Origin of the sequence: Sphingobium sp. 3R8 (assembly GCF_020166615.1) — a bacterium.
GTDB classification, from domain to species: Bacteria; Pseudomonadota; Alphaproteobacteria; order Sphingomonadales; family Sphingomonadaceae; genus Sphingobium; species Sphingobium bisphenolicum.
In genome coordinates this window covers 24,469-42,969 of record NZ_JAIQXR010000002.1, presented here as the reverse complement: position 1 = coordinate 42,969, position 18,501 = coordinate 24,469, and the positions used below count along the sequence as shown (strand labels likewise).

Sequence of the window (18,501 nt, the reverse complement as noted above, 5' to 3'; positions counted from 1 at the left end):
CGAACGGGGCGAAGGCGAAAGCGGTTCCGTTACAAAGTCTTGCTGGTGATCTTAACGTGCAGGCTGGGCGACCGGGAGCCGCGACAGATTGTCCGCCGCCGCCTTGCCGGACGGCGCGTCCGGGGCCAGCCTCATCGCCCGCGCCCAGGCCGCGCGCGCAATGTCCTCATGATCGGTCAGGACCGCGATATTGCCCTCCTCCAGCGCCACGGAGGCATCGTCGGGCGACAATTGCACCGCGCGCGCTATATGCGCCTGCGCCAAGCTCATCTCGCCCGACCGGCGCGCCAGCGTCGCCGACAACAGCCAGCCCAGCGGGTCTTTGGGCGCCTGTACCAGTGCGATGTCCAGCGAATCGCGCGCCGCATCCGGCTCGTTCAGCGCCACCAGCGCCCGCGCCCGGTCCAGATGGACCTCGCCCTTTTCCAGCCCGTCGGGCAGTCCGCGCGCCAGCGCCGCATCGAAATCGCCCCGCGCCTTGGGCAGGTCGCCGCTCGCCATCGCGGCATTGCCGGCCTGCGCCCATAGCCGCGCCGCCTCCACCATCTCGCCACTGCGCTCGGCTTCCTCGGCCGCCTGCTCGAAGGCGACGATCGCGGGCGTCCAGCGCTCGGCGCGCGCATAGGCGAAGCCCATACAGTGGCGCGCGTAGAAGCCGCCTCCGTCGATCCGCCATTTCTGGGCGAAGGCGATCCCGGCGTCGGGCGATTCGATCGCCTGGTCCAGGCACGCCTGGAAGGGCGCGGCGAATTTGGCGGGAACGGGGATCTTCCCATCCGCCCGCGCCGGGGCCGTCGCCGCAGGAGACGCCGCCGCCGCCGCTGCAGCGGCGCGCTCTTCCTGCTTCTCCTTGCGGCTGCGGTTCATCACCGCCTCGATCTCGGGATCATAGGCCTGGAGCAGGATCGGCAGGAAAAGGAGCATCAATGGGTATCCACAATTTGGGCCAACAGGCTGGCGACGGTGCGGATCAACAGGGCGATGTCGCCGTCGCGCGACAGACGATGGTCGCCGTCCTTAATCAGCAACGTCTGCACATCCGATGAACGCAGCCGCGCCGCCGCCTTCACCGCCACATACCAGGGCACGTCCTTGTCCTGCTGACCGTGGAGCAGCCGCACCGGGCAATCGATCGCGATCTCGCCCTCCAGCAGCCGCAATGCCTGCCCCGACTGCCAGAAGGCCAGCGTCGTGACATAAGGGTCTTCGCTATATGGTGACGGCTCCTCGATCCGCCCCTCGGTCGTCAGCAGCGCCTTGTCCGCGTCGGTAAAGCCCCATTCGGTGAAGTCGGGCGCGGCGGCGATGCCGACCACCCCCACCACGCGGTTCGGCCGTGCAAGTGCCACCAGCAACGCCAGCCACCCACCCATGGACGATCCGACCAGCACCACCGGCCCCTGCGTCAATGCGTCCAGCAGCAACAGCACATCGTCGCGCCAACTCGCTAGCGTCCCGTCGACAAAGCGGCCTTCGCTGGCGCCGCAACCGGCATAGTCCAGCCGCAGCATCGCGCGACCCTGCTCTGTGGCCCACCGCTCCAGCGCGACCGCCTTGCTGCCCTCCATGTCGGACATGTAGCCGGGCAGGAAGACGATCGTCGGTCCGACGCCACCCTGTCGCCGATAGGCCAGGCGCAGCCCGTCAGGCCGGGCAAACAGCGCGGGCGGGGTGGCGGGAATAGCGTTCACGGTTGCATCCTTCATGATCTTGTGACGACGATTCCGCCTTAGACCGGCTTTTTGCGATGGCGAGAAAAATATTGGAGACAATGCGTTGACAGCATTGGGGGACCCGGTTAGAGGCGCCCTCCTACCCCGTGCCCAGATGGCGGAATTGGTAGACGCACCAGCTTCAGGTGCTGGCGATCGCAAGGTCGTGGAGGTTCGAGTCCTCTTCTGGGCACCATTTGTTCTTCCGGGGACATCCGAGGACGTCCGAAAAGTGGCTGATTTCAGCCACTTTTTGTGCTAAGACCGTCCGGTCAAATCCGGGCTGATCCGGCACCAATCGGGAACAAATATGGTATCCTGCATGGTATCGAAGGCCCCTTATGGACGGGCCGATACCATGGGAAAACTCTACGCGACGACCGTTACGAGCGCCAGGCCGAGGGAGCGCGAATACAAGCTCACCGACGGCGCCGGCCTCTATCTCCTCGTCAAGCCGAACGGCCGGAAGCTCTGGCGGCTGAACTATGCCTATCTCGGCAAGCAGCGCACGCTCTCCTTCGGCGCATGGCCCGATGTCGGTCTCGGCGATGCGCGCGAGCGGCGCGACGAAGCGCGCAAGCTGATCGCGGCCGGCCTCGATCCTTCGCACGAGGCCAAGCTCGCCACCGCGCGCGAAATGCTGTCCGAGGAGAACAGCTTCAAGCTGGTCGCCGAGGAATGGGTCGCCAAGCAGGAACGCGAAGGGATGGCCGAGATCACCCTCAGCAAGATTCGCTGGCTGCTCGACAAGGCCTATCCCAGGATCGGCAATCGCCCCGTCGCCAAGATCACGGCGCAGGAGGTGCTTGTTGTCCTCCGCTCGATCGAGGCCACTGGCCGCTACGAAAGCGCACGGCGCATGCGCAGCGTGCTTGGTCGCGTGTTCCGCTATGCCATCGCGACCACGCGGGCCGAAACCGATCCGGCACGCGACCTGCGCGGCGCGCTCACCGTGCCCAAGGCCAAGCATCTCGCCGCCATCACCACGGACAAGGGCGCGGGCGAACTCATGCGCGCGATCGAAGGCTATACCGGCCATGCCATCACCCTGTTCGGGCTCAGGCTGTCGGCGCACCTGTTCGTGCGCCCCGGCGAATTGCGCCAGGCCGAGTGGAGCGAGTTCGACTTCGACCGTTCGGTCTGGAACATTCCCGAGCAGAAGATGAAGATGCGGCGGCCGCACCGGGTGCCGCTGTCCACGCAGGCAACCAAGCTCTTCGAGCAGCTCTGGGAACTGACAGGCACGGGGAAATACTGCTTTCCCTCCTTCCGCTCGCCGCGTCGCCCGATGTCGGAGAATACCATCAATGCGGCGCTCCGGGCGCTCGGCTTCGGCCAGGAGGAGATGACGGCGCACGGTTTTCGGGCGATGGCGGCGACGCTGCTCAACGAAACGGGCAAGTTCAATCCCGACGCCATCGAACGCCAACTCGCCCATATGGAGACCAACGCCATCCGGCGTGCCTACACCCGCGGCGAATATTGGGACGAGCGCGTGCGCATGATGCAGCACTGGTCCGATCATCTCGACCAGTTGCGCGACGGCGCCAAGGTGCTGAAGCCGAACTTTGCTCGCGGCTGAAAGGCCGATCCTGATCAGGTATCGCGATAGGTCCAGTTCGTGACCTTGGCGATCGATTCGAATATCCCGAGCGGGTCCGACTGAAGCGGGTCATGGAGTGACGCGCGCGCCTCCGCCCATTCCAGCCACTCGCCGGCCGGTTTGCCGTCGATGAGCGACGTGGAGTCCGGGATCGCGGCACGAAGCGCGCCGAGAAAGTCTCGGGCAAGCTCGGCTTCGCGCCACTTGCCGGCATGTTCGAGCAAACGCCGAAAGCGGTTCTCCTCGAGCTTCCGTTGCTGCTGCAGCTCATATCGGCGGCGCTCCTCGATTTGTCGCAGCCGTTCCCGCTCCTCCGCCCGTTCGCGCGCCATCGCCATCAAGGGGAATGCGGCAAGCAGGGTCACCAGGATATCACCAGCCATTGTCTCGATCGTGCCCTTGCGACCGTCCTGCCATTTGTGCGGCAAGTCGCCGGGCAACCAGCGTTTGACCTCGAAAACCAGCGTATCGGTCTCGACCAGTTCGCGCCTGTATTCTTTGCCGGCGTACCATCGCCTCTCCTCGGGGGTGAGCGGTTGCCGCACCTCCTTAAGCTTGGGCTTCACCTGAAATTCGATCTCGTCTCGTCCGCACCGGGCAACGAGTCCACGCCGACCGTTCTCGGTGACTACGACCTGCGCCGCCTCCAGCGCCTTGAGCAGTGCATCGAGTAGCCTGAGACGGCGCCGTTCGGTTGGCGTAAAAGGCGCGGCAGGAACCGGTCGGTTGGCCCAGATGTCGGCGACCGACCGTCCCTTCGCGATGGCCTCCTTTCGATCCGCAAGCCAACCGGCAATGATGGGATGCGGATCCGACAGACGCTCGGTTACGTGTACCGGCCTGGCGTTTTGGCGCGCGGCCGCGAGAGCGCTGTGCCCGACTGGCGTGACGCCTCCAGCAGTGGGCGGGACAATCGTGATCGTCTCGTCCGTGCCGGTCCTGGCAGGCGGCAATGCCGGCGTAGCGATGCCTTTGCCTGCGGCGATCTTGTTCCAATGCCCGGCTCGAGGACGTGGAATGTCGAACCGATCGCAAATCTTGGCCAGCCCTTGGTCGGATATCCCGAACCGCTTGGCGAGATGGCTGACGGGATGTGCCCAGACCAGCGCATGAAGTTCCTGGCGGGTCAGGCTGGCGGGACCAACCGGGTCACTTTCTGAATTCGTCCGTTTCGCACTGTTCACTGCCATCTCACCAACAAGACTGCCCTTCATCCTATGTCGCCTGACGGCAGACACTTCAGGCGCGATCATCCCTGGTAATTTCTCGCGAAAGTTTTTCCGCACCCGAGTGGCCGGCAATCGGCGTTTCATGCGTTGGCCAGGACGCCTGATCGTCCACGCCGCGGGCCGATCACAACCCGAAACCCCGGGCTTGCTTCTCTTCGATCCTGCATTAGTCTGATCTGGCACCGCTTTTTTGGCGGTGCCGAGGCGTGAGAACCTCGCATGGGATGATTTACCCGCCATCGTGCGGCCGGGTGGCCGACGCGCATGTCCAAGCCGTTCGCGGCCAAAGGCGTCGGCGCGTGTTCTCATGTCAAATGGACCGAGACGGCCTACGAACGTGGCAGTGAGGCAGGCTCCTCCCACTGGACCGGCATCCTGACGATCCTGACCAAGCCGCCGGTATCGGCCGACACGCTCCGCAAGAACCCGCTCGGCATCTACATCGACGCGATCGACTGGAGCCGCGAACTCGAGCCTGCGGCGTCGACTGCTCCAGCGCGCAGCGCGCAGCCGCCCAGCAACGTGCCGCTCGGCTCGCCGCTCGACCCGAACCTTGCCGCTCAACCGACAGCTAATCCGGAGACCCAGCCATGACCAGAACTCTCGCAACCGCCGCGCTGTTGGCGCCTTGCCTGTTCCTTGCTGCCCAACCCGCCGAGGCGACCACACACAAAACCACGCCGGTCGCCGCGGCCAACCGCGCAGCGACGATCGAACCCGTCGCGCAGGGCTTCATCAGCGCCGTGCAGGTCTATCCATTCGCCGATGGCGCCATCTATCATGTCATCACTGCCCCCGAGCGGGTGACTGACATCGCGCTGCAACCGGGTGAGACGCTGATCGCCGTCGCCAGCGGTGACACGGTGCGCTGGGTGATCGGCGATACCACCAGCGGATCGGGCACGGAGAAGCGAACCCATGTGCTGGTCAAGCCGTTCAGCGCCGGCCTGTCCACGAATCTCGTCATAACCACCGACCGGCGCAGCTATCATATCGCGCTGACCAGCATGGCGAAGACGGCGATGGCCGCGCTCTCCTGGACCTATCCCCAGGATGCGCTGATCGCACTGAAGCGCGCCGCCGAAGCGACCGAGGCGGCGGCTCCAGTGGCGGCCGGGATCGAGGTCGAGCAGCTTCACTTCAATTATGCCGTATCGGGCGATCGACCGGCCTGGCGGCCATTTCGTGCTTTTGACGACGGGCGGCAGACCTTCATTGAATTCCCGGCGACGCTGGCCGTCGGCGAGGCACCGCCCATCTTCCTGGTGGACAGGAAAGGCGATGCCCAGCTCGTCAACTATCGCGTGAAAGGCCGCTACTACGTCGTCGATCGGATCTTCGACGTCGCCGAGCTTCGCCTTGGCACGAAGCACCAGCAGATTGTCCGCATCAGCAGGGTGGCGGAAGGCGCACCCAAGCGGAGGGGATCATGACCGTCGAGGCGGCAGCCCCACCGGTACCCGAAACCCCCGCCGCACCGGGCAAGGTGGATCCGGAAACGCTGGCGCTTCGCGCCCAGCCTGCGCGGGCGATCCGCTTCAAGCGGGGAGCCGTCGTGGCCATCGCGGCGCTCGGCTCCGTCAGCCTGATCGCGACGGCCTGGGTCGCGCTGCGGCCGTCCGCGCTGCACCTCGCTGGACAAAGCGACGACCGGACGGTCGCGGCGAAGGCGCCGGCCGATACGCTGAGCGGACTGCCGGGGAGCTATGACGACGTGCCCAAGCTCGGACCGCCATTGCCGGGCGATCTCGGCCGGCCGATCCTCGATCATCAGCGCGCGATGGGCATCGCGCCGGCGAGCGGAGAAACCGGTCGCGCGGAACAGGCCCCCGCGACCGAACGCGATCGGCGCGCGGCGGAGCTGAAGGCGGCGCGCGAGTCGAGATTGCTGGTGCAATCCGGCAATCGCACCGATCCGACCCGCAGCGCCGATGCGGCGCCATCCTCGCCACCGGTCGCAGTCACCGATGCGTCGCGGCTCGCTATAGATCCTGATCGCGATCCCAATGCCCAGCAGCGCAAGGCCGACTTCGTCGCAGCGCGCGACACCGGCGGCGACGTCAACGAGCATCGGTTGAGCCCGCCAGCGTCGCCAAACATGCTGTCCGCCGGCAGTGTCATCGCGGCGAGCCTGATCACCGGACTCAGGTCCGACCTCCCCGGCCTCGTCACCGCCCAGGTGACCGAACGCGTCTTCGACAGCGCAACGGGCAACATCCTTCTCATTCCGCAGGGCGCGCGGCTGATCGGCAGCTACGATAGTGTAGTCGCCTTCGGGCAGAAGCGCGCGCTGGTGGTATGGCAGCGGATCATCTTGCCGGACGGCAGTTCGATCCGGCTCGACAACGTGCCCGCAACCGACCCGTCGGGCTATGCCGGGCTCGCCGACAAGGTCGATTTCCACACCTGGACATTGCTCAAGGGCGTCGCGATCTCGACCCTGCTTGGCGTGGGCGCGAACGTGACCTTCGGCGGGGAGAGCGATCTCGTCCAGGCGATCCGCGAATCCACGCAGCAGAATGTGTCCCGCGCCGGCGATCAGATCACCTCCCGCAATCTGCAGGTCCAACCGACCATCACGATCCGGCCCGGTGCCCCGGTCCGGCTCGTCGTCCATCGCGATCTCATTTTGACTCGCTGGAAAGAATAGGAGGAAAGACATGGCCGAACTCAAACTCGGGAAGCTGCCCGACCGCACACCCGTGAAGCTGACGATCTCCGTTCTACCGGAACTGCAACAGGCGCTTGCCGATTACGCCGCGCTCTATGCCGAAGCCTACGGACGCGAAGAACCGGTCGCAGAGCTTATCCCCGCGATGCTGACGGCTTTTCTCGAAAGCGACCGCAGCTTCGCTCGTTCGCGGACCAGATCATGACCCGCGGGTTGAGTGACGACGAGCGTCGCAAGCAGGCGCTCGAGGCGATAGCCGAGCAGGATGCACTGCCGATGGAACCGCTCACCGTTCGGATCAAGACGGCGGTCAAGTTGACGGGTATCGGCCGTTCGACGCTCTATGAGCTTATCCAATCCGGCGAGATCGAAACCGTCAAGATCGGGCGGTCCACGTTCATCCCCTACCGATGCATCAAGCGATTGGTAGAGCGCTAGCTGGTGAGAGCTTCAAGATAAGGCCGCATGATACGCCATGCGCCGCCGGCGATGGCCGCTTGCGCGATCACGCCCGGGGTCGCTCTGCGCTGGGCAAGGGCCGCGCGCAGCCCCTCCACCGCAATGGAGCGTTCGACCAGCCTGGAGTTTCGAAACAGATCGGCGAGCGTTTTCGGAACCGAGTAGACCGGGACGCTGACGCCCGAAATCATGTGATGCTCGACGCCTTGATGGAGATATTTCTCGCTGAGCCGGATAATCCGCGTGGGAGGATAGAAAGCGACGGGCGACCAGTCTCCACGGCCGATCGCAACCCACACTCTGCGCGGCATCTGGTCGGTGAGTTCGTGGAATGCGAGCGCCGAAACCATGGCGATCACCCCCTTCGGGATTTTCTTCACGGTCTCTGCAAGCGCATGAGCAGCATCAATCGGCGCTTCCGGGCGCTGATAGAGTCCACGCGCTACACGCTCGATCTCGCCGGCCTTCACTGCACGCGCGATCGTTTCCGAGGCTATTCCGGCGCTGCGAAGTTCCCGAGCACGCACAAGGGCGCTGCATTGGAGCAAGCGCGTCAGGCGATCACGCTGGTTCGCGGTCTTAATGGTCATGTGACAATTCCTATGTAAAATTAGAATATGTCAGAGGTTTTGTCACATGGGTTTTCTCGGGCTGATTTCGTAGAGTTGCCATGAAATTCCCGAGCGGGAATAATTCAGCCCTTCGAAGATCCGTGCGTCAGATAATTTCCCGATCGGGAATAATTGCCTTGTTTAGGCTGGCGGGATCGATTATATTCCCGCTCGGGAAAATGGATAGCAACGCACTCGGCAGGATCGTTCGGGAAGAACGCAAGGCGCAAGGGTTGCGGCAGCAAGAACTCGCCGCAGCTTGCGGTGTCGGAGTGCGCTTCATCGTCGATCTGGAGGCAGGCAAGCCGACGCTGCAATTGGGCAAGGCATTCCAGGTTCTTGCGACCCTCGGCTGCGATGTTTCAATTGCAACGCCAGCACGCATCAAATGAGCAAGCAGCTTTCCATATGGTGGGGCGGTAAGGTCGCCGGATTCCTGCACCTCAACGACTATGGCGACATGGGGTTCAGCTACGCACCCGAATGGCTCGAAGACGCCGACGCGCCAGCGCTGTCTTTCTCGTTGCCAAAGCAGGTCGAGCCGTTTGGCAGACGGGTATGCCATTCCTTCTTCGGCGGTATTCTGCCGGAAGAGGGGCAGCGTAGCGCGATCGCCAGGGCATTAGGCGTTTCGGCCGGGAATGAATTCCAGTTGCTGGAGCATCTCGGTGGCGAAGTCGCCGGCGCACTGATGCTGTTACCGGAAGGTCAGCTTCCACCAGCACCTGCGAGCGGAGCGCCCGACATTCTTGATGATGAGCATTTGCTGCAATTACTGCAGCATCTGCCGATGAGACCCATGCTCGCCGGTGAAGGCGGTCTGCGCCTATCCCTGGCGGGCGCGCAGTCCAAGCTGCCCGTCCTGCTGATCGACGATCATATCGCGCTCCCGGCACCGGGGCAGCCCACCAGCCATATTCTCAAGCCACCGATCCCGCGGTTCGAGCAGACGACCGAGAACGAATATTACTGCATGACCTTGGCCCGAGAGATCGGGCTGGACGTGGCGTCGGTCACCATGCGGAGGGTCCGGGATCAATCCTTCCTGCTGATCGAGCGTTACGACCGAACTCGGGACGCCGACGGCCGATTGGTTCGCCTTCATCAGGAAGATTTTGCCCAGGCGTTGGGCATCCCGTCACAGCGCAAATATGCCAGCGAAGGCGGCCCAACGTTCAAGGACAGCTTCGCTCTGCTACGCCAGGCCGCCACCCGCCCCGCGCGCGACATATTGAAGCTGGCGGATGCAGCCGTCTTCAATCTGATCATCGGCAATGCCGACGCGCACGCCAAGAATTTCAGTCTGCTGCACATCGACGGGGCAATCCGGCTTGCGCCGCTCTATGACCTACTTTCCACGGTCGCCTATCGCGATCTGTCGCCCAAGCTGGCGATGAAAATTGCGAAGAAGGCAACGCTGGAAGAGATCGAGTCGCGCCACTGGGATCAGTTCGCGGAGGACGTCAATATTGGTGCCCCTTATCTTCGGCGTCGCATACGGCAGTTGTGTGAAGTGACCTTGGCGCAATTGGAGACGCCCGACAGCAGCCTGAAACAGAGGCTGCCAGGCAGTGAGAACTTTGTCAGGTTTGCCGATCTGATTGCTGATCGGGCCAGGCGCTTGCTCATCAAGGCGGGATGACTCGGCCAGCCTCTGGGCTTGGGTCGATCTGCCTGGGACGTTCGGATTTTAGGTTATTGTGTTGCGCGGAAATTAGGTTTTTGCGCCGACCAACGCCTGGAGCGAATCACGCCGCTGACGGACTCAATTTCGCGCTTGAACATGCGCCGAGGGACTCGAACCTCCGAAGCAAAAAGTCCCAGGGTATCGATTATGGTATCGACCGATGACAGCCATAGTAAGATACTGAATTATAGAGATAAATGTGGCGTTTTCGAGTCCTCTTCTGCTCGAAGTCCGTGGACGTTCAGCAGCGTCCGGCCATGTCCAGAACGGCGCTTGCGACTTGAGGCGGTATGACCCCCGATTCCCTGTGATGTCATCAGCCCGCTGGGTAAGCAGGTGCCGACCTTCACCGCACGGGTGAGGTCGGCATCAAACCGTTACATGCGATAATTCAGCGTCACGCCGATGGTGCGGAATGAGTTCGGGCCGAAATTATGCCAGTAATTGCCGCCCAATGCACCGTCGCTCACCCCCGAGGGACCAGTATAGAAATTGGCGACTGGATCGGCAAGGATGTAGCTGGGCACGCGTTTGTCGAACAGGTTGCGCACAAAGGCCGTCACGGACAGCCGGTCATCGGAGGTGCGGGCACCTATCGAAAGGCCGACAATCGCATTTGCTTTGACGCGCGTTTGCGGATCGTTTGTCTGGGAGAATTTGAGGGAGCTGCGGTGGTAGACGTCACCCTGCAAGAAGCCGATCCAATCCCCCAAGACCGGATGCTCGTAACGAGCGGTAGCTGTCGTGCTCCATCGCGGCGCATTCGCGAGCTGGTTCCCGCTCACGTCTGTCGTGCCGTTGGGCAGGCAGACGTTCGTGCCACTCGTGCCTGTCGGTTGACCGTAGTAACACGGAACGCCGGACAGGTTCTTGTACTCCGTATGATTGTAGGTGGTGCCACCACTGATCGTCATCCCTTCGAAGGGCAGCGCGGTAAACTCGACTTCGGCACCCCTGGTCTTCAATTGACCCGCGTTGAGAGTCATGAAGCCGGCTGCGGTACCCTGTTTCTGCGCCTGAGTTTGATATCCATCGAAGGTCGTGTCGAACAGCGCCACGTTTAACCGGAGCCTACGGTCGAGCAGCGTCGACTTGAGGCCGAGCTCGATGCTCTTGGGTATCTCGGGATTGACGACGGTCCCACTGAGCTGGTCGAACGTTGGACCCTTATAACCTCGCGAGTATGTAGCGTAGGCAAGCACATCCGGCGCGATTTTATAGTCGATACCAAAGCGATAGGATAAATTATTCTTGGTGAGCCGACGTGTATAATGGGTGTCGGGGCCATATAGCGGCAGGATGGCCAGAGGGTTGGTTATGTCTAGCTTATAGCCGATATCGTCATGTGTGTAGCGGGCGCCCGCGGTCAGCCCCAGGTCCTCCGTGATTTTGAATTGACCCTCGAAAAACCCAGCATAGCTTTTGGTCGGGGACACGCCGTCTATATTTCCCCCGAGGAGCGACAGCCCGGGGGGAACGGGTGCCCCGAGGTTTGCGCCCTGTAGGAGAAACTCCCGAGCGACAAGGTTCAGATAGAAGAACCCCAGCTGGTAGCTGAACCGGCCGGCCTGTGGTGATGAAAGACGCAGTTCTTCGGTAGTTTGATGGCGCGTTTGGCCGCCGGTGTTGACACTGAATAGGTCGGCCGTAGTCGTATCGGTGTCGATCGAGGTGTTCATCTTATAGTTGCGGTATGCAAGTATGTTGGTCAGCGTATAGCCGCCGCCCAGCTCGACTTCCGCTTTGAGCTGTACGCCATACACGTCGGAGTCGTTGTCATTGGGGACATCGGTGGCCATGCTGGTGTTCTTGGGGGACGCGAAAACGCCATTGGACGCGTTGATCGTGTCGATCAAACCACCCGGCGCAGTAAAGCGATGCACGAGCACACCTTCACCCGGTCCTTTGGAACGCTGGTAGTCGCCCGCGAGCGTCAGCCGGATCGCATCGCTCGGCTCCCAAAGAAATTTGAGGCGGCCACCATAAGCCGTATTGCCGAGGTTCTGATTGAGAGTAACGTCCCGAACATAAGCATCCTGACGTGTGACGAAAGCGGAAAGCCGAAGCGCTGAATTGCTCGTGACAGGAAGGTTGGCTGCTGCCTGGAGCGTAGCGACATTGCCGGATCCCGGCGCGTTCGTGTTGCCGTACTGGGCGTTGGCCAACAGCTCGGTGCGCCCCAGTTTCGGCTGCGTCGTAACGATATTGATCAGGCCGGCTGCGGCGTTTTTCCCGAATAACATCCCCTGAGGCCCGCGCAGAACCTCGACACGCTCAAGATCGAAAAACTGGATGTTGCCGAATTGCGGGCGGCTCATGGCGACATCGTCGATGACGATACCGACGCTCGACTCGACTTGGGGCCCGAAGACGGTCGTTCCGACACCGCGAATAGTGAAGTTGACGGCACCAGTCTGCTGATTGCTCGATTGCACCTGCAAGCTTGGGGTCAGGTTCACGAGCTGGTAGGCATTGAGAACCTGATGCTGCTCAAGGGCAGTAGCGCTTACAACGCTGACGGCAACGGGAACGGTCTGGGCGCTCTCGCTGCGTCGGCGTGCCGTGACGATGATGTCTTCCAGCCCTTTGCCGCCGGTGGATGCCGCTTGCCTTGCTCCAGTTGGCGCAGAAGTGGCGGACATGGCCTGCGATGGGCTGGAAGTCAGCTCGGCATCCGCCGCCGGAGCCGCTGCCTCTGCCGTCATCTGCGCATGTGCAGGTGCAGAGACCGCTCCCAGCATGCCGACCACACCGACACTGCCCAGCAGGGCGCGCTTGCTTTTCATTTGAATCCTCCCGTTCATTTTTTTGCCAAACTCAAGTGGTCATCCTCGCTACAATAGGAATATATATTCTGTCAATTATATAGATGGAACAGTGACTCCAGATGGGCCGCTTCTGAAACCCGACATTGACTGGGCCAGGTCGGGCTATTGTAGCAGGCGGACGCGCTCGGCTTGGGATGACCTTGTTACATGACCGGAGCAGGGATTCCCTGAGTGAAATCGAGGTGCTTAGATGGCGTCCTTGGCCGACGGCTCAATGCCGATAGACGCGGGGGCATCAAGAGATTGGGCGAAGGCCAATGGGGGATGCGCAAAGGCGAGACGTCCTATCGTCGCCGATGGCGCAAGGTACATTGGCGACCGGCACCTGGTTGGCTGATCGCTCCTCGCTTCGTTGCTTGTGTTGAGTTTAGCATTGAGGAGTCAGCGAAATGAGTCGAAATTCCGGCGGCGCTCTTGACGGAATAAAAATTCTATTTCATCCTGGTCGGGATGGTGAGCTGCAAAGAGGATATGAACGCATTGCCGCGACGGCGCGTATCTAGTGCGCGAGGGCGTGTTCGGGCAACGTCGCAGACTCGCTGATCGAATGCGACATGGTCAGAAGCGGCGGAACTGAATGCGGCTCACACCAAGCGGTTCGTAGCGCGGCGATACCGCGAACAAGAAAGTAAGGATCGATGGAGAGAGAGATGACGAAGCAGGCCTCTATCGACCGGCTGGAGCGGGCAATGGCGGTGACCGTGGAAGCCGACATGCCGGTGCCGATGCGCGATGGCACCATCCTGCGCGCCGACGTTTACACGCCGGAAGGTCCGGGGCCGTGGCCTGTCCTGCTGTCGCGCACGCCCTATGGCCGGGCGGCACCGGATCACCTGATGGTTCTGGAACCTGTTCGCGCGGCGCAAAAGGGCTTCATCATCGTGCATCAGGACACCCGCAGCCGCGGCGGGTCCGAGGGCGAGTGGATGCCGTTCCGCCACGAATATGACGACGGCCATGACAGTGTCGAATGGGCGGCCCGCCTGCCCAAGGCGAACGGTCGCGTCGGCATGTTCGGCGGCAGCTATGTCGGCAATACCCAATGGATGGCCGCAGCGGCGCAGCCCCCGTCGCTCGGCGCGATCTCGCCGATGGTGACGTGGTGCGATCCAATGGACGGCCTCTACGGCCGTGGCGGCGCGATCGAATGGGGCGTCGAACTGCCGTGGACGATGCAGATGGGGTTCGAATATATCGTCAAGCACCCTACGCTCCCGCCCGAGGAGAAGGCGCGCCTGGGCGGGGAGCTGCTCGCCGACGTCGACGGCATGAAAGACCGGGGCTATTGGGATTTGCCCGTTCGCCGCAGCCCGACGCTCGAAAAATACAAGCTGCCGGGCCTGGGCGCGATCCGCGCGATCGACGAGCCCGAGACGGTGGCATGGTGCCGGGTGGCCGGTCAGCATGACCGGATCGACGTGCCGAGCCTCCACTGGGGTGGCTGGTATGACATCTTCCTGCAGGGCACGCTGGACAATTACGTCGCGATGGCGGCGGCCGGCAAGGATGCGCGGCTTCTGGTCGGCCCGTGGACGCACGGCATCTTCCGCGATCCAATCGGCGACCTGTGCTTCGGCGCGATGGCGTCGCGGCTCTATGCCCCCGTCCATCCGCACGGCGACACGAATGACTTCCAGCTGGCGTGGTTTCGGCGCCACTTAACACCCGATGCCGAGGTGGCGCTACCCGACACGCCGGTGCGGATCTTCGTGATGGGTCGTAATGAATGGCGCGACGAGCCAGCCTGGCCACTGGAGCGCGCCCGCACCGAGCAGCATTTTCTGCGCAGCGGCGGCGGCCTGACGACAGGCAAACCGGATGCCGCGGAGGACGTCTCGACCTTCACCTACGATCCTGCGGACCCTGTGCCGACGCTCGGCGGTCCGCTCGTTATGGCGGCCGCCTATCCGGCGGGGCCGCTGGACCAGGCGCCGGTCGAGGCGCGCGACGATGTGCTGATCTTTACCTCCGCGCCACTGACGGAGGAGGTCGAAGTGACTGGCCGTATCCGCGTCGTCCTGCACGCGGCGAGCTCGGCGCCATCGACCGACTGGGTCGCGCGGCTGTGCGACGTGCATCCCGACGGACGCTCGATCATCCTGGCCGACGGCATCACGCGCGTCGTGACCGGCGCGGACGCGATCGATCGCCACGAGATCGACCTATGGTCGACCAGCAATGTGTTTCTGCCCGGACATTGCATCCGCGTGCAGGTGACCAGCAGCTGCTTCCCCCGCTGGGACCGCAATCTCAACACCGGCGATCAGGACGGCACCGCGATGCGCGTCGCGCAGCAGCGCATCTTCCATGATGCCGATCGGCCCTCCTTCATCGAGCTGCCCGTGGTCCCGGTCAGCGGAGAGATGTCAGCATGAGCCGCCAGGACTATAGCATAGCGGCGGCCAGTTTCGATGCAGCGGCGGCGCTGGCATCGGTGGCGATGGACTCCGCCGGGCATATGAACGCGGCGGAGGTCTGCTGCGATCGTCATGCCGGTGACGGAGACCGGGTCGCGCTGCGTCAGCGCGATCCGGCCGGCGAAACCCGCAACTGGACATTCGCCGAACTGAAACGGCGGTCGTCGCAGTTCGCGCATGTGCTGGCGGAACTGGGTGTGGGCAAGGGGGACCGGGTCGCCGGTCTGCTGCCGCGAACGCCGGAGCTGATCATCACCATCCTGGCCGCCTGGCGGCTGGGCGCGGCCTATCAGCCGCTGTTCACCGCGTTCGGGCCAAAGGCGATCGAACATCGTCTCACGTTCGCTGAAACGCGGGTGGTGGTTACGGACGGGGCGAACCGACCGAAGCTGGCCGGGCTGGAGCATCTGGCGGCCATCGTTCAGGTCGGCGCGACGGCGGGATCGGGCGATCGTGACTTCTGGTCGTCGCTCGAAGGCCGCGATGAAGGGCTGGAGCCGGTTGCGTGCGATGCACAGGACCCGTTCCTGATGATGTTCACATCGGGCACCACTGGACTGCCCAAGCCGATGTTCATCCCGCTGCGCGCGGTCGCCCCGTTCATGAGCTACATGCGCGACGCTGTCGGCCTGCGCGAGGATGACCGCTTCTGGAACCTCGCCGATCCCGGCTGGGGCTATGGTCTCTATTATGCCGTCATCGGTCCCCTGGCGATGGGCATTGCCACCCTGTTCCACGAAGGAGCGTTCAGCGTCGAGTCGACCTATGCGACGATCGCCGACCATGGCATCACCAGCCTCGCCGGATCGCCTACCGCCTATCGCATGTTGATGGCCGACGGCCCGGAGAAGGCGGCGAAGATCAAAGGGCAGTTGCGCACGGTGAGCAGCGCGGGCGAACCGCTGAACCCTGAGATCATTCGATGGTTTGACCAGAATCTCAGTGTGACGATCCACGATCATTACGGCGCGACCGAACTAGGCATGGTCCTGTGCAACCATCACGGCCTCGATCATCCGGTACGGATCGGATCGGCCGGCTACGCCACGCCTGGGCATCGGGTGGTCGTGCTGTCGCCTGAAGAAAAGGAGCTGGGCATAGGCGTGCCGGGCGAACTGGCGCTCGACATCGCCGGCTCGCCGATGATGTGGTTCACGGGCTATCATGGTCGCGAAACGCCTGCTCTGGGCAAGGCCTATTTTCGCAGCGGCGACATGGTCGAGTTGAACGACGATGGCAGCATCTCGTTCGTCGGGCGCGCGGACGATGTCATCACGACGTCCGGCTACCGGGTCGGCCCGTTCGACGTCGAAAGCGCGCTGCTCGAACATGAGGCGGTGACCGAGTCGGCCGTCATCGGCAAGCCCGATCCCCAGCGGACCGAGATCATCAAGGCGTTTGTCGTGCTCCAGCCAGGCTATGAGCCGGGCACGGAACTGGCTGATCAGTTGCGGCTCCACGTCCGCTCGCGCCTGTCCGCCCACGCCTATCCGCGCGAGATCGAATTCGTCGCGGACCTGCCCAAGACGCCGAGCGGCAAGGTACAGCGTTTCCTGCTGCGCAACCAGGAAATCGCCAAGACCAAGGCACCGGCATGAGGCCGACCGTCCTTTGTATCGGCGGCGGCGAAGCTATGTCGATGGCTTTCGAGCAGGTGGTTTGAGTGATGGCGGAACCCGATAAGACCGTTTCCGCCTACGACGCGGTCGGCGACCGTCGCTCCGTGCGCGCCTTCCTCCCCACCGCCGTAGCCGATGAGGCGATCGACCGGATACTCGTGGCGGCGTCGCGCGCGCCGTCAGGTCAAAACATGCAGCCCTGGCAGGTCCACGTCGTGACCGGCGACACGCACGCCCGACTGTGCGCCGAGGTTACCACCGCAGCGTCCGCCGGGGAGCGCAGTGATGAATATCCCTATTTCCCAGCCGACATCCGTGAGCCTTACCGCAGCCGTCGGCGCAAGGTCGGCTTCGACCTCTTCGCGATCTACGGTATCGGTCGAGACGATCTGGCGGGGAGACAGCGCGCGCTGTTGCGCAATTTCGACTTCTTCGGCGCGCCGGTAGGGCTGTTCTTCACGATGGAGCGTGACTGGGGCTATGGTGCCTGGATCGACATGGGCAATTTCATGACCAATGTAATGACGTTGGCACCGGCGTTCGGTCTCGCCACCTGCCCGCAGCAGGCCTGGGCGGAATATGGTGCCGCGGTCCGGCGCGTCCTGCCGGTGCCGGATGAACAGGTGATCGTCTCTGGCATGGCACTGGGCTATGCCGATCCGGGGGCCGTTGTGAACGGGCTGGTGACCGAGCGCGTCGGCATCGACGAGTTCGTCGTTCGACATCGCTGAGCGTTCGCAGCAGGATGCAATGCTGGCCATCGCGCAGTCAGTCATCGCGGCCGCAATGATGTCGCTAGGAGCCGGTGCCTGTAATCTTGCGGCTGGCAAGCCCTATCGCAAGGGATTGCGCGAGACACATTGATGCCGCCAGAGAACGGAAGCCGCGGACTTCGGACTCGCGAACCTGGAGAACCAGCGCATCCTCCTTGGTAATGGCACCGATGACGCTGTCGGTGATAGCGATCACTGCGCCATGACCGGCGAACGCATCGACGAGGGCAATCGTTTCGAGGCTGTACGGCGCATAGCTGATTGCCACCAGGACGTCCCCGTCGCGCACGCCGCGGGCTTGCTGCAGGTGAAGGCCGCCGACCCCGTCGACAAGCACAGTCCGTTTGTCAGCCTGCGCAAGCATGTAGGTGAGATAGCTGGCGACGGGGAAAGAGCGACGAAAACCGGCGACATAGACCGTGTCGGCCTGCTCGATGAGGTCGATGGCCTGGGTCAGTTCGCGCATTCCCACCGAGTGGTTCAAATTCTCCAGCGCCAGGATGTTGCCCTTGACGAATTCGGACAGTAGCTCGCGCGGCCCCTCCGCCTCTCCGGCAGCGGCATAACGATGCTGTCGTATTCGCTCGGCATAGCCAAGCGATCGGTCCTCCTTGAGCAGTCCGTCCCTGATCAGGCGCTGCATCGGGCTGGCACCGGAAAACCCGAACGCCTGCGCGAATCGGACAATAGCCGAAGGCTGCACGTTGCTGCGTTCGGCCACGACGGCCACCGTTTCGAAAGCAAGGTCGTTGGGTTCGTCCAGAATGTGCCGGGCTATGCGCTGCAAACGATCGCTCAGCGCATCATAGCGCTCGCGTATGGCGGAAAGGAAGGCCTCAAGGTCCTCAGGCGGGGTGTTCATCGTTTGCATCACGCCGACATTGACCATGAA

General features: G+C 63.1%; 17 protein-coding genes and 1 tRNA gene. 12 read left to right on the top strand and 6 right to left on the bottom strand.

The window, feature by feature from the left end:
• Nucleotides 1–51: 51 nt before the first annotated feature.
• On the bottom strand, nt 52–924 hold the full coding sequence (locus K9B33_RS02125) for a tetratricopeptide repeat protein (RefSeq protein WP_224546341.1): 873 nt from the start codon (nt 922–924) through the stop codon (nt 52–54).
• Nucleotides 924–1,706 carry an alpha/beta hydrolase gene (locus K9B33_RS02120; protein ID WP_411973976.1) on the bottom strand — a complete coding sequence of 261 codons (783 nt, stop codon included), beginning with the start codon at nt 1,704–1,706 and terminating at the stop codon, nt 924–926. Before K9B33_RS02120 ends, K9B33_RS02125 begins: the two co-directional genes overlap by 1 nt.
• 115 nt (nt 1,707–1,821) lie before the next feature.
• Here K9B33_RS02120 and K9B33_RS02115 point away from each other — a divergent pair.
• Nucleotides 1,822–1,908, top strand: a tRNA-Leu gene (locus tag K9B33_RS02115).
• A gap of 162 nt (nt 1,909–2,070) precedes the next feature.
• A complete protein-coding gene (locus tag K9B33_RS02110; protein ID WP_224546337.1) occupies nt 2,071–3,294 on the top strand; it encodes a tyrosine-type recombinase/integrase in 1,224 nt (407 codons plus the stop codon).
• A 14-nt stretch (nt 3,295–3,308) separates the two neighbouring features.
• Here K9B33_RS02110 and K9B33_RS02105 read toward each other — a convergent pair whose 3' ends face one another.
• A complete protein-coding gene (locus K9B33_RS02105) occupies nt 3,309–4,529 on the bottom strand; it encodes a hypothetical protein (protein ID WP_224546335.1) in 1,221 nt (406 codons plus the stop codon).
• 279 nt (nt 4,530–4,808) lie between these two features.
• Here K9B33_RS02105 and K9B33_RS02100 point away from each other — a divergent pair, with 279 nt between their 5' ends.
• The 5 genes from K9B33_RS02100 to K9B33_RS02080 are packed head-to-tail and all read left to right on the top strand — an operon-like array spanning nt 4,809 to nt 7,653.
• The gene (locus tag K9B33_RS02100) at nt 4,809–5,138 is read left to right on the top strand and encodes a VirB8/TrbF family protein (RefSeq protein ID WP_318011071.1); all 330 of its coding nucleotides are present in this window, start codon (nt 4,809–4,811) and stop codon (nt 5,136–5,138) included.
• On the top strand, nt 5,135–5,977 hold the full coding sequence (gene trbG / locus K9B33_RS02095) for a P-type conjugative transfer protein TrbG (RefSeq protein WP_224546333.1): 843 nt from the start codon (nt 5,135–5,137) through the stop codon (nt 5,975–5,977). The genes K9B33_RS02100 and trbG overlap by 4 nt, the downstream gene beginning before the upstream one ends.
• Nucleotides 5,974–7,194, top strand: a complete 1,221-nt coding sequence (locus tag K9B33_RS02090) for a TrbI/VirB10 family protein (RefSeq protein WP_224546331.1) — start codon at nt 5,974–5,976, stop codon at nt 7,192–7,194. The genes trbG and K9B33_RS02090 overlap by 4 nt, the downstream gene beginning before the upstream one ends.
• 10 nt (nt 7,195–7,204) lie before the next feature.
• Nucleotides 7,205–7,420 (top strand): DUF2274 domain-containing protein, encoded by a 216-nt coding sequence (locus K9B33_RS02085; RefSeq protein ID WP_224546329.1) that lies wholly within the window; start codon nt 7,205–7,207, stop codon nt 7,418–7,420.
• On the top strand, nt 7,417–7,653 hold the full coding sequence (locus K9B33_RS02080; RefSeq protein WP_318011070.1) for a helix-turn-helix domain-containing protein: 237 nt from the start codon (nt 7,417–7,419) through the stop codon (nt 7,651–7,653). Before K9B33_RS02085 ends, K9B33_RS02080 begins: the two co-directional genes overlap by 4 nt.
• Here the strand turns inward: K9B33_RS02080 and K9B33_RS02075 are convergent.
• Complete coding sequence (locus tag K9B33_RS02075; protein WP_224546328.1) at nt 7,650–8,264, bottom strand: AbiEi antitoxin N-terminal domain-containing protein; 615 nt, start codon at nt 8,262–8,264, stop codon at nt 7,650–7,652. The genes K9B33_RS02080 and K9B33_RS02075 overlap by 4 nt on opposite strands.
• An 80-nt stretch (nt 8,265–8,344) precedes the next feature.
• On the opposite strand from K9B33_RS02075, the gene K9B33_RS23125 reads away from it, so the two are divergent.
• Complete coding sequence (locus tag K9B33_RS23125) at nt 8,345–8,677, top strand: type II toxin-antitoxin system Y4mF family antitoxin (protein WP_318011069.1); 333 nt, start codon at nt 8,345–8,347, stop codon at nt 8,675–8,677.
• Nucleotides 8,674–9,927 (top strand): type II toxin-antitoxin system HipA family toxin, encoded by a 1,254-nt coding sequence (locus K9B33_RS02065; protein ID WP_224546327.1) that lies wholly within the window; start codon nt 8,674–8,676, stop codon nt 9,925–9,927. Before K9B33_RS23125 ends, K9B33_RS02065 begins: the two co-directional genes overlap by 4 nt.
• 422 nt (nt 9,928–10,349) lie before the next feature.
• On the opposite strand, the gene K9B33_RS02060 is transcribed toward K9B33_RS02065, so the two are convergent.
• Nucleotides 10,350–12,758, bottom strand: a complete 2,409-nt coding sequence (locus K9B33_RS02060; protein WP_224546326.1) for a TonB-dependent receptor — start codon at nt 12,756–12,758, stop codon at nt 10,350–10,352.
• Nucleotides 12,759–13,450: 692 nt separating this feature from the next.
• Between K9B33_RS02060 and K9B33_RS02055 the strand changes: the two genes are divergently transcribed.
• The 3 genes from K9B33_RS02055 (at nt 13,451) to K9B33_RS02045 (ending at nt 17,567) form a co-directional block, all read left to right on the top strand.
• On the top strand, nt 13,451–15,175 hold the full coding sequence (locus K9B33_RS02055) for a CocE/NonD family hydrolase (RefSeq protein ID WP_224546325.1): 1,725 nt from the start codon (nt 13,451–13,453) through the stop codon (nt 15,173–15,175).
• Nucleotides 15,172–16,815, top strand: coding sequence for an AMP-binding protein (locus K9B33_RS02050; protein ID WP_224546324.1), 1,644 nt, complete (start codon nt 15,172–15,174; stop codon nt 16,813–16,815). The genes K9B33_RS02055 and K9B33_RS02050 overlap by 4 nt, the downstream gene beginning before the upstream one ends.
• A gap of 68 nt (nt 16,816–16,883) precedes the next feature.
• A complete protein-coding gene (locus tag K9B33_RS02045) occupies nt 16,884–17,567 on the top strand; it encodes a nitroreductase (protein WP_224546323.1) in 684 nt (227 codons plus the stop codon).
• Between the two features lie 64 nt (nt 17,568–17,631).
• Here K9B33_RS02045 and K9B33_RS02040 read toward each other — a convergent pair whose 3' ends face one another.
• A complete protein-coding gene (locus K9B33_RS02040) occupies nt 17,632–18,498 on the bottom strand; it encodes a MurR/RpiR family transcriptional regulator (protein WP_224546322.1) in 867 nt (288 codons plus the stop codon).
• Nucleotides 18,499–18,501 lie beyond the last annotated feature (3 nt).

Bases quoted from the DNA above. Each gene is read 5' to 3' on its own strand.
- K9B33_RS02050 (WP_224546324.1), top strand. From the start codon at position 15,172: ATGAGCCGCCAGGACTATAGCATAGCGGCGGCCAGTTTCGATGCAGCG.
- K9B33_RS02085 (WP_224546329.1), top strand. From the start codon at position 7,205: ATGGCCGAACTCAAACTCGGGAAGCTGCCCGACCGCACACCCGTGAAG.
- K9B33_RS02075 (WP_224546328.1), bottom strand. From the start codon at position 8,264: ATGACCATTAAGACCGCGAACCAGCGTGATCGCCTGACGCGCTTGCTC.
- K9B33_RS02100 (WP_318011071.1), top strand. From the start codon at position 4,809: ATGTCCAAGCCGTTCGCGGCCAAAGGCGTCGGCGCGTGTTCTCATGTC.
- K9B33_RS02090 (WP_224546331.1), top strand. From the start codon at position 5,974: ATGACCGTCGAGGCGGCAGCCCCACCGGTACCCGAAACCCCCGCCGCA.
- K9B33_RS02060 (WP_224546326.1), bottom strand. From the start codon at position 12,758: ATGAAAAGCAAGCGCGCCCTGCTGGGCAGTGTCGGTGTGGTCGGCATG.
- K9B33_RS02040 (WP_224546322.1), bottom strand. From the start codon at position 18,498: ATGGTCAATGTCGGCGTGATGCAAACGATGAACACCCCGCCTGAGGAC.
- K9B33_RS02080 (WP_318011070.1), top strand. From the start codon at position 7,417: ATGACCCGCGGGTTGAGTGACGACGAGCGTCGCAAGCAGGCGCTCGAG.
- K9B33_RS23125 (WP_318011069.1), top strand. From the start codon at position 8,345: ATGAAATTCCCGAGCGGGAATAATTCAGCCCTTCGAAGATCCGTGCGT.
- K9B33_RS02055 (WP_224546325.1), top strand. From the start codon at position 13,451: ATGACGAAGCAGGCCTCTATCGACCGGCTGGAGCGGGCAATGGCGGTG.
- trbG (WP_224546333.1), top strand. From the start codon at position 5,135: ATGACCAGAACTCTCGCAACCGCCGCGCTGTTGGCGCCTTGCCTGTTC.
- K9B33_RS02120 (WP_411973976.1), bottom strand. From the start codon at position 1,706: ATGAAGGATGCAACCGTGAACGCTATTCCCGCCACCCCGCCCGCGCTG.
- K9B33_RS02110 (WP_224546337.1), top strand. From the start codon at position 2,071: ATGGGAAAACTCTACGCGACGACCGTTACGAGCGCCAGGCCGAGGGAG.
- K9B33_RS02065 (WP_224546327.1), top strand. From the start codon at position 8,674: ATGAGCAAGCAGCTTTCCATATGGTGGGGCGGTAAGGTCGCCGGATTC.
- K9B33_RS02125 (WP_224546341.1), bottom strand. From the start codon at position 924: ATGCTCCTTTTCCTGCCGATCCTGCTCCAGGCCTATGATCCCGAGATC.
- K9B33_RS02105 (WP_224546335.1), bottom strand. From the start codon at position 4,529: ATGAAGGGCAGTCTTGTTGGTGAGATGGCAGTGAACAGTGCGAAACGG.
- K9B33_RS02045 (WP_224546323.1), top strand. From the start codon at position 16,884: ATGGCGGAACCCGATAAGACCGTTTCCGCCTACGACGCGGTCGGCGAC.